Here is a 13,128-nt window from a genome sequence, read left to right on the forward strand (position 1 = left end):
GCGGAGGCGACGGGGAGTCATGCCAGGGCTTGAGGACAGCGGCAGTGGACGGGCGACCGGGCGCGGGCGGGATGTCGGATTCCGGCGTTACCAGTTCCCGCTGGAGGACAGCGAACTGCTCCAGCCCGGACTTTTCCCCTCCTTGTTCGGCCCTGTGGAGGTCGGCGGCGACGGGCTGCCCACCGGGGTGGAACTGGAGCAGCCCGCCGACGAGGAAGGCGGGAGCACGGGTGATCCCGATGAGATCTCCGCGCCCTTCCGGCCCGAGAGCATCAAGATCGAGACCCAGGCGACCACCGTCGACCTGCTGCTCTCGCGGCTGCGGGAGGGGATGATCGACCTCGCGCCCGACTTCCAGCGCCGGGCCGGCATCTGGACCGACGTGCAGCAGAGCCGGCTCATCGAGTCGCTGCTGCTGCGCATCCCCATCTCGTCCTTCCATATGGCTCAGGACGAGAACGACGACTGGGCCGTGGTCGACGGCATCCAGCGGCTCACGGCCATTGCCCGGTTCATGGAGCCCGCGGCTGTGGGTATGCCGCCGCTGACCCTGCGCGGCCTCGATTACCTGCGCGACTACCACGGGAAGGGCTACGAGGCACTGACCGGGCGGCTGAAGATCAGGCTGCGCGAGACCCAGCTGGTGGTGCACATCATCCAGCAGGGCACGCCGGAGGCGGTGAAGTTCAACGTGTTCTCGCGGATCAACACCGGGGGGCTGCCGCTCACTGCGCAGGAGATCCGGCACGCCCTGGTCGACGGGCCGGTGCGCGGTTACCTCGCCGACCTCGCCGAGGACCCGGCGTTCGGGGACGCCACCGGGCACAGCGTGTCGAACGAGCGGATGGCCGACCGGGAGATGGTGCTGCGTTTCCTTGCGTTCCGGCTGAGTGACCCCTCCGAGCACACACAGCGGGACTTCGACCAGTTCCTTGTCACCTCCATGCACTACGTCAACCGGCTCGGCGCGGAACGACGGGAGCGGCTGGCGTGGGAGTTCCGCAAGGCGATGCGGTGTGCTTCGGACATCTTCGGAGACCACGCGTTCCGGAAATGGCGGGGTGGAATGGGGAGCAAGTCCCCCATCAACAAAGCCCTGTTCGAGACGGTCGCGGTCAATCTGGCCATCCTGGACGATCACGAGCGTGATTTGTTGGTAACGTCGCGTGACAAGGTGCTCGAAGGGTTCTTCGAGCTGATGAAGGACTGGGACTTCGACCGGGCCATCTCCGTCGCCACCGGCGACACCAAGAAGGTGCGCAAGAGGTTCACCGCGATGGCGGAGCTCTTCCGGGGGGTAGTGGGCAGTGATTGACCAGCTGACGCTGACGAACTTCAAGGCGTTCCAGCACGTGGACCTGCCGCTCGGGCCCCTCACCCTGCTGACCGGCCTCAACTCCTCCGGCAAGAGCAGCGTCCTCCAGGCGCTCGGCCTCCTCCAGCAGTCGTACGAGGCGGGCGACTTCGACGACGTGCGGGGCCTGGTGGAAGAAGTGGGCTTCGACGGGATCACCGCCATGGACAACGGCTTCCTCCTCAACGGCGAACTCGTCTCCCTCGGCACCGGCCATGACGTCCTGCACGAGGACTTCACCGGCGACCAGCCGGAGACCACCATCGCCGTGAGCGAAGGCGCGTACCGCTACTCCTGGACCGTGGCCTACGCGGCCGAACAGAACCTGCTTCCGCTGACCGGTGTCGACATCCCGCTGACCAGTGAAGGGGCGTCGTCCCCGGTCGGCCCCGCCGCCGTCGTCCCCGGATACTTCACCGCCGGGTTCCAGTACCTGCACGCCGATCGCATCTCGCCCGCCGAGTTCTACCCGCGCGATCACCACGTGGCCATCGGGCGCGGCTTTCTCGGCGTGCGCGGCGAACACACCGTCAACTTCCTGCGTCACCACGCCAGGGACGAGGTCCCCGAAGGGCCGCTGCGCCACCCGCGCGCGGAGTCGGCGCGACTGCTCGACCAGGCCGCCGCGTGGATGGGAGAGCTGTGCCCGGGGGTGGACCTTCAGGCGGAGACCATCGAAGGCACCGACTCGGTGCGCCTCTCCTACGGCTTCGACGGCCCGCGCGGCACCCGGCGGCGCCCCACGAACGTCGGCTTCGGTCTCACGTACGCCCTGCCGATCGTCGTGGCCTGCCTGACGGCCCGGCGCGGATCGCTGGTCCTCCTGGAGAACCCCGAGGCGCATCTGCACCCGCGCGGTCAGACCCGGATGGCCGCCCTCGTCTCCGCGGCTGCGGCACAAGGGGCACAGCTGGTCGTGGAGACGCACAGTGATCACGTGCTCAACGGTGTACGTCTTGCCGTCAAGCGTGGGGTGCTGGCACCGGACGAGGCCGTTCTGCACTACTTCCGGGGCGGCTCCACGGGCAGCGAGGTGACCAGCCCCCGCATCGACCGCGACGGGCTGATCGACCAGTGGCCCGAGGGGTTCTTCGACGAGGTGGAGAACACCCTGGACGAGCTGCTCGCCTGAGGACCGGCCGGGGGGCCGACGGGCGCGGACGACATCACGGAGGGGGAAACGTGCCGCTGCTGTTCCTGAACGAAAGATCCTGTGGGACCGGAGTCGATCCCGCGCGGGCCGAACGGGCCATGACGGAACTGGCGCGGGCGGTGCTCGCCGTCCTCCGGGCCGACCGGCCGGGCACCGTACTGGTCAGCAAGGATCCGATCACCGGACTGCAGATCGCGGACGGGCATCCGATCGGCAAGTGGCACGGCGACCCGAAGAACCGAGACGCCTGGCGGCGGCTCCTCCAGATGCAGAGCAAGTGGCCGCACCGCGTCGTCTTCCCCGAGGGAGAGGGCTTCTACGACGTCGAATACCGGCACCAGGGCGCGACGGTCGAAGGACTCGGCGCGGCCCACCTCATGGACGGGCTCGGTGTGTCGTTGGCCGTCGCCCCGTGCTGGGGCGAGGACCGGGTGTGGCTGGAACGCGAGCAACTGGTCGAGGAGCAAGACGGCGCGTTCGCGTCGCAGGTCAGCGACGTCGAGCTCCGGCACGCGTCGAGCGGGACGCATGTCGACGAGCATCTGAGGTGGATCGAGCACCAGGCCGAACTCGCCCGCAGGGGCGGACTCGACGCGGTGACCCACGGGGCCGACCTGTGGGAGCGGCGCGCAGCTCTCTTTCCCCAGCTGGAGTTCCTCCCTGGGGTGGAACAGCAGTTGCGGACCCTGGTCCAGGTCTGGGTACGCCCGGTAGCCAGGCGGCTGGCCGAACTCGACCAGGCGGTCGCCTCGTGGAACCCGGTCACCGAGCCCGGCGGACCCCAGTGGCACTCCTGGGTGACCGGCGAGGGTGAACAGCGCGGCCGAGAGCTCTGCGCGTTCACCGATTTCGACGGCCAGACGCGGATCTTCGACACGCATGCCCGCTTCACCCCGGGTCCCGGCCGGGTGCACTTCCGGCTCGTGCCGGAGAGTAAGGCCCTACGCATCGCGCATGTAGGCCGCAAGCTGGGCATCTGAGCAGACCGACGAAGCAAGGCCCGGCCACCTCCGCCGTGCCGGGGTGCCGGCCTCGCCCATTACCGTGGGGCCCGGAGCCGCGCAGGTGCGGCACCGATGGGACATCGGAACGAAGGAGAAGCAGGGTGCGACCGACCCTCGCCGCCGAGCAGGTACGCGACAGCCTGAGCCAGTACCTGTCGACGACGTACGCGCTGGCGGACGAAGGCACCCGCACCGCCCTGGAGCAGTTCCTCGGCGACGCGGACGACGGCATCTTCCGCGGCCCCTACCTGCGTATCCGCACTCCCTTCCGCTCGGCCGAGAACGACGACTGGCAGCGGCATCTCACCTGGTGGCCGCGGACCAAAGGCTTCACCACCCCGTACCGGCACCAGGAACGGGCCTGGGAACGCCTCTCGACCCTGCACGGCCCCGCCCGGCCCACCCTGGTGACCACCGGCACCGGATCCGGCAAGACCGAGTCGTTCCTCGTGCCGATCCTCGACCACTGTCGACGGGAGCGCGAGGCCGGCCGAGAGGGCGTCAAAGCCGTCCTCCTCTACCCGATGAATGCGCTGGCCACCGACCAGGCCCACCGCATCAACGACTACCTCGACAGTTCCCGGGACGCCCGGCTCAGGAAAGCCGGGGTGCAGGCCGCGCTCTACATCGGCGACAAGGCGTCCAAGGAGTTCAAGCAGGCCAACCCCCACGTCGCGGTCGACCGGGACGAGATCCGGCGCACCCGGCCCGACATCCTCATCACCAACTACAAGATGCTGGACCTGATGCTCCAGCGGCCCGAGGACCAGCGGCTGTGGCAGGAGCCGGGCGGCTCCGCGCTCGCGTACGTCGTCCTGGACGAGTTCCACACCTACGACGGCGCCCAGGGCACCGACGTGGCCATGCTGCTGCGCCGGCTCGGCGCCGTCGCGGACCTGAACGAGCCGGGACGGCCCCTGGGCCCGGTCTGCCCCGTCGCCACCTCGGCCACTCTCGGCGAGGGCACGCCGGGCACGGCGGGCGGGTCGATGCTGGACGTGGCGGAGCAGGTGTTCGGAGTACCCTTCCCGCCGGACGCCGTGGTGGGCGAAGACCGGCGCAGCGCACAGGAATTCGCGGGCAACAGCGACTTCGGACTGCCCTTCCCCGCCCCGCACGAAGTAGCGGAACTCGGTGATCCCACCCGCGACCGCGAAGCGCTGGATCAGCTGGCCGCCGCCTTCACGGGCCGGAGCGGCCTGGACCCCGTGCAACTCGGCAGACAACTGCGCCGCCACCGGCTGACCGCCGCCGTCCTGGAGATCCTCGACGGTCGGCCACGCACCACCGCCGAGATCATGGACGTCCTGCCGCGCTACGCCTACCACTGGGGCATGGCCGTCCAGCAGAGCCCGGCCGTCGCCGCCCAGGCACTCGCGCGCTACGTCGCCCTGCTGTCCACGGCCCGTGACCCCGAGCACCCCACCCGACCGCTCCTGTCGATCGAGGTGCACCACTGGGTACGCTCGGTCTCCCGGGTGCTGCGCGGCGTCAGCGCGGCGAGGGCCGAGTTCCGCTGGGACGACGAGCGGATCAGCACGGGCGGCAGGCTCACCGCCCGTACGGCCGGTGGCCATAAGGCCGGAGCCCTCGCTCCGGACGGCGACACGGCCCCGGTCACACCCGCGGGTGACAGCGCGCCCCCGCCCGCGCAGGTGTTCCTGCCCGCCGTCTTCTGCCGTGAATGCGGCCGCTCCGGCTGGGCCGCACTCTCCCCGGAGGCGGACCCGGCGGAGCTCGACATGGCAGCCACGAAGATCCGCCGGGCGTCCGTCGGCCGCGACAAGAGCCGCGTCCGCAACATGATCGCGGCGACCCCGCGGCAGGCGTACGACGTGGCCTTCGCGGCAGAGAAGCATCGCAGCGGACCCACCGTGATGGTGCTCGACGGGCTGGCCGGACGACTGCGGCCGCTGTCGCGCGAAACGGACTTCGACCCGCCGCGCGGCGGCGAGGGCCCGCACACGGCCAAGCCGCTGTACGACGCGGCGTTCGTCTGGGCGGACCTCGGCGACGACCGGGCGGCGCGGGGCGACCAGTGCCCGGCCTGCCGCACCTTCAACGCCATCCGCTACCTCGGTACCGGGCTCGCCGCGCTCGCCGCCGCCTCCATCACCCAGCTGTTCACGGGCGGCGAGCTGGACAAGGACCTGAACGAGGACAAGACCCTCCTCTTCAACGACTCCGTGCAGGACGCCGCCCACCGCGCCGGATTCGTCGCCAACCGCTCGTACACGTTCTCGCTGCGTTCTCTGCTCGCCAGCCACATCGACGAGGACGAGTCCATCGCGCTGAGCGACCTGGCCGCCGACCTCATCGCGGACGTCGTGGACAGCAAGGCCATGCAGGCCGCGGTGATCCCGCCCGACCTGCACGTCGTACGCGGCGTCGACACCCTGCTGTCCGGGCGCAGCCAGGGCTCCCGCGCCACTTGGGAACTCATCGCCCAGCGCCTCGCCTTCGCGGCGGTTCTGGAGTTCGGGCTGAGGTCCCGGCAGGGCCGCACGCTGGAGCTGACCCGCACGGTCGCCGCGGACGTCCCGCTCCAGGACCCGGACGCGGTCGCCGAGATCGTGCGCGAACTCCTGCACACCACCCCCGGGGACATCGCCCTGCCGGACGGCTCCCTGCCCGGTCCGGACCGCTGGATCGGGTACGTGCGCGGCCTCCTCGAAAGGCTGCGCACGCGCGGCGCCATCCGGCACGCCTGGCTCGACGGCTGGCTGGACGAGGCGGGCGTACGCCGCTGGCTCGTCTGGGGCGGGCGCAGGACCGGGATGCCGGCGTTCCCGCCCGGCGTGTCCGCCCCGGCGTTCCTGCTCGGCAGCCCCAAACAGGGCAGCGACGACTTCGATGTGGTCACCGGCCGCCTCGGCTGGTACCAGGACTGGACACGGCGGAGCCTCGGCCTGCGTCCCGACGCCGCCAACGCCTTCCTCGTACGGCTGCTGCCCGCGCTCGTCGACGCGGGCGTGCTGTCCGCCCGCACCGCCAAGGACGGGGTGACCCGCGTCTACGGTCTCCAGCCCGGCCATGTCCACGTCCGCAAGCTGGCCGACGATCAGGTGGCCGACGCCTCCGCGCACTGCCCGGTCTGCTCCTGGGAACAGACCGTCCACCCGGCTCTGGCCGACCAGTGGCACGGACAGCCGTGCCCCCGCTACCGCTGCGGCGGACTCCTGCGCACCGGCCAGGACCTGGAGAGCGGCGTACGGCGCCGGGACTTCACCCAGGACTTCTACCGGCGGATGTACCGCGACGCGGGTGTCTTCACCATCAACACCGCCGAGCACACCGGTACCCTCACCCGCCCCAAGCGCGAAGCCGTGGAGAAGGCGTTCCGCGAGGGTATCCGGGTCCACTACGCCAACCCGCAGGTCCTGTCCTGCACCCCCACGCTCGAACTCGGCATCGACATCGGTGACCTGTCGGCCGTGGTCCTCGCCTCGCTGCCCAAGGGGCCGGCCAACTACGTGCAGAGGGTGGGTCGGGCCGGCCGTGCCACCGGCAACGCCTACCTGCTGACCATGGTCGACCGCGGCCCCCGCGACCGCTACTACCTGGACGACCCCCGGCAGATGATCGCCGGGGACATCCAGCCGCCCGGCTGTTTCCTCTCCGCGAGCGAGATCCTGCGCCGCCAGTACCTCGCCCACCTCCTCGACCTGGTCGGCGCCGGACGCCTGCCCGCACCGGACGGCGAAGGGGAACCGCTCAGCCCGATGCCCCGCCAGGCCACCGACCTGTTCGGTGCTTCGGCATGGCTGGCGGAGTTCCAGCAGGCCGCACTGGCCGAGGGCCCCCGCCGCGTCGACACCTTCCTTCTGCTGTTCCCGCCGTACGACGAGACGAAGGGCACGGGCGTCAGCCCGCAGGCGGCCGAGGCACTGCGCTCGTACGCGACGGGGGGGCTCGCCGGCGCCCTGAAGGAGGCGCGCGACCAGTGGGAGGACCGGCGCGGCGAGATGCAGCGCCGGGTCACGTCGATCGACGAGGCGCTGAAGGCACTGGTGGCCGGTGATCCCGAACACGAACGGCAGGGCAGGGAACTGCGGGCCGAACGGCGAGCGGTGTCCCGGCACGCGGGCGAGATCAGCCGCACCACCGCGCACGGCGCGCTCGTCGATCTCGGGCTGCTGCCCAACTACAGCCTCGTCGACTCGCTGACCGAACTCGAAGCCACCCTCACCTGGCGTGAGGACGGCAAGGACGGGCAACCCGAGCACCACAGCAAAGTACTCAGGTACGACCGGTCGGCGCGCCTCGCCCTCGCCGACTTCGCGCCCGGCAACCACTACTACGTGCAGGGCTACAAGCACCGCATCACCGGGCTCGACATCGGCAGCCCGAACCGCCCGACGTGGCTGTGGTGGCGCGTCTGCCCCGACTGCGGGCACATCCGCACGGAGCAGGCACGGCAGGACTCCACCGCATGCCCGCGCTGCCAGTCCCCGGCCATCGGCGACGTCGGCTGCCTGCACAAGGTACTGGTGCCACACCGGGTGACGGCCCGCGACCAGCGGGACGACATCCGCGTACGCGACGACACCGACGACCGGGAGCGGCGCATCTACACCGTGGTCCCCGCCGTGGACATTCCGCAGGAGCACGTCGAGGCCGGGTGGAAGCACAAGCAGGCCACCTTCGGCTGGGAGTTCACCCGGCAGGCCGTGATCCGGCACCTCAACGTCGGCGCCTCTCGCGTGGACACCGGGGTGGAGAGCGCCTTCGCGGGACGCCAGGTACGGCTCAACCCCTTCTGGGTCTGCGAGTCCTGCGGATACGCCGACCCTGACGGCGGACCCACCACCGCGCAGGCCGGACAGCAGAGCGCTTTCGGCGCGTCCCGGGCCACGAAGTACCATCGCCCGTGGTGCCCCCGGCTGCGCGACGGGCTCGGCGAGACACAGGCCGCGCAGGCGGGCGTGAAACTGCTGCTCGCCCACGAGTTGCGTAGCGAGGCGCTGCGCATCCTCATCCCCGCGGTCACCGCGTACACCGAAGAGCGCCTGGCCTCGTTCAAGGCGCTGCTGCTCGCGGGCATCGCCCAGAGCTATGGGGGCGACCCCGACCACCTGGCCGTGGTCACCGACTCGATGCCCGAGCCCGGCGGCGACGTCCGCAGGCACTTCCTCGTGCTGTACGACTCGCTGCCCGGCGGCACCGGCTATCTGCACCGGCTTGCGGGGCCCGACGGGCTGCATGACGTGCTGACCCGGGCCCGCCAGGTGATCGAGCGCTGTCCGTGCGTCGGCGAGAAGCGACCCGCATGTCACCGCTGCCTGCTGCGGTATGTCGCTGACAGCGAGTACGAACTGGTCTCACGCGAACACGCCCTCGACATGCTCGGTGAGCTCCTCGGCCGTACCGGTGACGCCTGGCACATCGAGGAAGCCGGGACGACTCGGGCCATCAGCCTCGACAAGCAGGTCGAGAGCGAGCTGGAAGCGCTGTTCCGCCGGGGGCTCCTCTCCTGGGCCGAAGGCGTCGACGAGGTGAGCGTGCGGTCCGCGCAGACACCCGACGGCGAGCGCGACACGACGTTGCGGTTCACCGCGCCCGACGGCAAGGTCAGCGGCTGGCGCATGGAAACCCAGACGGACCTCGGTTTCACCGTGCCCGACGTGGTCTTCCGCAGTCTGGACGACGACCGAAAGCGGGTCGCCGTGTACCTGGATGGCTATCGCTATCACGCGAGTCCCGAGCACAACCGCATCGCGTCCGACGCCGACAAGCGGACCCGGCTGCGCGCCGGGCACGGCTGGCAGGTCTTCCAGCTGACCTGGGACGACGTACGTGCCTGGACCGGCGACGCGAAGCCACCCACCGATCCCGTATGGGTGCCCTACCAGAACACGGCGCAGAAGACCGCGTCCGACATCCACCGACGGCTGCACGGCGACGACCCGCGCGACCTGAACAATTTCGTGTGGATCAACCCGGTCAAGACCCTGATCGGCTACCTGACCACGCCGGACCAAGAGCTGTGGAGGCGGCGTACCCAGAGCGCGTTGGCGGGATTCGCCGCGGTCTCCGCGACGAGCCGAGCCCTGGCGGACGGGCCCGAGATCGGGCACCGTATCGCCGACGCCCTGCACGGCAAGCGGCTCTCCGGCGGACAGGGTGCCGTCCAGATCATGGCCACCCAGGACGGCAGCGGATGCCCCCTGACGGTCGCCCTCGACCTGCGCAAGGGGCAGGCGGGCGCGGTGTGGACCGCCCTGACCGTGCTCGACGACAGTCCGGAAGCGCTGGGCCGCGACGAGGACGCCCATCGCAGGCGCTGGCAGGCTTGGCTCTACTGGACCAATCTGCTCCAGTTCCTCAACGAGGGCGAGGGCGACGGTGTCCAGCTGGCGGCCGGCCAACTGCCGGGCTTCGACCCGGTGGAACTGGCCGTGACAGGTGGAGGGGGCTGGCTGGAGTCCCGTCGGCAGCCGCAGCGATCTCCTACGGAAGGGCCTGCCACCGAGGCCGCTGAGACCGAGACAGCGTCCGTGGAAGCACCGCTCCCCTCGGGTTCGGCGACGGAGGCCGTACGCGATCCCGCCTGGGACGAGGTCGTCGACTACCTGGTGGAAGAGCCAGGGCTCGCGGAACTCGTCGACGTACTTGTCCGGTCCGCAGTGCCCGCTCCCGAGGCCGGATTCGAGCTCGGCGATGCCGCCTGGCCCGCCGAACTGGCCTGGCCCACACACCGCATCGGTGTCGTTCTCAGCCCTGCCCAGGAGGACGAAGCCGCCGTTGCCGAAACACAGGACCGTGACCGCGCCTACGTGGCAGCGGGGTGGACCGTACGGACTGCCGTCGAGTGGGACGCCCGGGAACTCGCGGCCACCCTCACCCGGCACACCGAAACAGCCGGCCATCCGGCCGCGAACGACGAGGAGCAGGACCGATGACCAGCACCGGCGCGCCCACAGCGGGCGCGACCCTCCGACTGCTCGACAAGGCGGACAAGGAGATCGTCAAGCTGGACCGGGCGATCGTCGGGGCGGTCTACAAATTCCAGCACGAGTTCCGGAGGAACCCCGAGGCGCCGGGCTTCGATCTCAAGCCTCTCAAGGGGCACGAGCGTCTGTGGTCGGCGCGCGTCAACCGCGAATACCGGGCACTGCTGGTGCGGCTGGGCGGAAACGACTGGCTCCTGGTTTCGGTCAAGCACCGCGGACATGTCCACCGCAACCTCGACCGGCTTGCATACGGCATCAACCAGATCACCGGCGCGATCGAGTACGTGGACCTCCAGGTGGTGGAGGACGGCGTTCTGGGCACGGAAGGAGCCGAGGCGCGTCCCGAACCGTCCGCCGCTGAAAGTGCTGCCACCGACCCTCCGCTGTTCGCCGCCTACACCGCGCGGCAACTGGCGGACCTGGGGGTGGCCGAGCCTCTTATCCCGATCGTCCTCAAGCTCACCACGGACGACGAGTTGCTCGGACTCGCCGAGTACGCCCCGCGGCACACGGGTGAGGTGCTGCTGCGACTGCGTGACGAAGTTCCTTACGAGCAGGTGATGGAGGAGGTGACTGCGCCGGTCGCGGTTGCCTCTGAGGAATCGATCGACAGCACCCGCGGTGACGACTGGCGAGCGGCGGCCGACCGCTCACAGGCCGTGGTGATCACTGATGACGAGTCGCTGCGGAGCATCCTTGAGGAGGGCGACTTCGGCCGGTGGAAGGTGTTCCTCCACCCCACCCAGGAGAAGCTGGTGGGACGTAGGTACTCCGGGCCGGCCCGCGTGGGAGGAGGCCCTGGAACGGGGAAGACGATCGTTGCCCTGCACCGGGTGAAGCACCTTGTGGACCAACTGGCCCCTGGCCACAACAAGCCGGTCCTCCTCACCACCTTCAACAAGAATCTCGCCGCCGACCTGCGTTCTCGCCTCCTTTCTCTCAGCGGGCCGCAGATGCTCGCCCGCGTCGACATCTTGCACGTCGACCAGTTGGCGACGCGTGTCGTCAGCGAGGCCGACCCGGGGAGCACCAAGCGCAGAATCGATGACACACAAGCTCTGCGCGAGTGGCGCCAACTGCTTGTGGAGACCGGGGAGAACCGCTGGGACGCCGAGTTCCTCTGCGACGAGTGGAACCAGGTGATCCTCGGCCAGGCCGTGGCGTCGCGCTCCGACTACTTCAAGGCCCGGCGGGCGGGGCGGGGGCGCAGCGTGAGTCGCCCTGACCGGGCGGAGATCTGGCAACTCGCCGAACGCTTCACCCAACGCCTCGACGTCAAGGGACTGGAAACTCACCGACAAGTGGCGGAACGGGCGGCCCAGTTGGAGATGGCTCGCAGCCATAAGATCGAGGAGCGCCGCCGTCAGGAGGAAGAGCGCGGCGGACCGGGCAACATCCACGTGGAGTCGGGGACAGGTGCCTGGCTGCGTTACCGCTACCGACATGTCGTCGTGGACGAGGCACAGGATCTTGGTGCCGCGCACTGGAAGATGCTGCGGGCCATGGTTCCCCGCGAGGACGACGACATGTTCCTCGTCGGTGACACCCACCAGAGGATCTACGACAACCAAGTCACTCTCGGCAGTCTGGGCATCAACATCCGGGGCCGTTCGGCGAAACTGACACTCAGCTATCGCACCACACGCGAGATCCTGGGCGCCGCCATCGGCATCCTCGAAGGGACCGACTACGACGACCTCGATGGCGGCACCGACGACCTCGCGGGATACCGGTCCGTGTTGCACGGCGGACGCCCGCGCCTTCGGAGTGCGGACAGTTGGGACGAGGAACTCGACCTCGTGGCGGAGCAGGTGCAGGCGTGGCACGACGTCCCGCGCGAGTCCGTCGCGGTCTGCGTGCCGACGAACGAAAAGGTCGACGAGGTTGTCGCGCGCCTCGGCCGACGCGGAATCGTGGCCACGAAGATCACTGGCGACGGGGCGCGAGGAGTCGAGGGCGTACACGTCGGCACGATGTACCGCTTCAAAGGGCTCGAATACCGTCGCATGATCATCGCCGGTGTCTCGGAGGGCCTGGTCCCCCGCTCGACAGTGGATACCTGGGAACGGACTGACCGACTGCGCCACAGGCGCGAACTGCAACGGGCCCGCTCTTTGCTGTTCGTTGCGGCTACTAGAGCGAGAGATGCACTCACCATCTCCTGGAACGGTGAGCCCAGCAGGTTCCTTCGCCCACTGGGAGCTGAGGTCCATTGAACTGGACCTCAGCGTGCGCCGGGCACGCGTTCAGCGTCTCGTCGCTGATGGTGGGAGTAAGGGCTGCCAGGAGGCGCGGGTTCTATCGAGCCCGAGCGGCCATGACGCATCGGCGACGCACGGAGCGTTGCAGAACACGGGACGAGCTTCCCCAAGTGCCTCCTGACCGGCATATTTGGGAGCCGAGGTCATTCGTGATGTCTTGCCGATGACGTATCACGTGGACGGCTCGTGATCCATGAACGGTCACGAAAGGGCTCCTGCTCCGCCCATACACGGGCGACAGGGTGTCACCGAACCGCTGGCGACTCGGAGCTCAACAGACTGGAGGGACAGTCCGGAGTCCCACCGATCCCGGAACGGTTCAGTGTCCCTGTCGGTCTCGCGTACAGCGATGGCCGGATCTGAGCCGGAGTGGTCCGGCAGGCGCGCATCCAGGAGTTGCGTC

5 protein-coding genes are annotated in these 13,128 nt (G+C 69.6%); all 5 read left to right on the top strand.

Annotated features, from left to right (window positions below; all coding sequences use genetic code 11):
- Positions 1-19 precede the first annotated feature (19 nt).
- The gene (locus RV986_RS36735; protein WP_475921489.1) at positions 20-1,315 is read left to right on the top strand and encodes a GmrSD restriction endonuclease domain-containing protein; all 1,296 of its coding nucleotides are present in this window, start codon (positions 20-22) and stop codon (positions 1,313-1,315) included.
- Complete coding sequence (locus RV986_RS36740; RefSeq protein ID WP_475921490.1) at positions 1,308-2,486, top strand: AAA family ATPase; 1,179 nt, start codon at positions 1,308-1,310, stop codon at positions 2,484-2,486. The genes RV986_RS36735 and RV986_RS36740 overlap by 8 nt, the downstream gene beginning before the upstream one ends.
- A gap of 50 nt (positions 2,487-2,536) precedes the next feature.
- Entirely contained in the window at positions 2,537-3,487 is a 951-nt protein-coding gene (locus RV986_RS36745) for a hypothetical protein (protein WP_475921491.1), read from the top strand.
- A 125-nt stretch (positions 3,488-3,612) separates the two neighbouring features.
- Positions 3,613-10,413, top strand: a complete 6,801-nt coding sequence (locus tag RV986_RS36750; protein WP_475921492.1) for a DEAD/DEAH box helicase — start codon at positions 3,613-3,615, stop codon at positions 10,411-10,413.
- On the top strand, positions 10,410-12,680 hold the full coding sequence (locus RV986_RS36755; RefSeq protein WP_475921493.1) for a UvrD-helicase domain-containing protein: 2,271 nt from the start codon (positions 10,410-10,412) through the stop codon (positions 12,678-12,680). Before RV986_RS36750 ends, RV986_RS36755 begins: the two co-directional genes overlap by 4 nt.
- The last annotated feature ends 448 nt before the right edge of the window (positions 12,681-13,128 follow it).

Source organism: Streptomyces sp. RLA012, from assembly GCF_056270325.1.

Bases quoted from the DNA above. Each gene is read 5' to 3' on its own strand.
- RV986_RS36735 (WP_475921489.1), top strand. From the start codon at position 20: ATGCCAGGGCTTGAGGACAGCGGCAGTGGACGGGCGACCGGGCGCGGG.
- RV986_RS36755 (WP_475921493.1), top strand. From the start codon at position 10,410: ATGACCAGCACCGGCGCGCCCACAGCGGGCGCGACCCTCCGACTGCTC.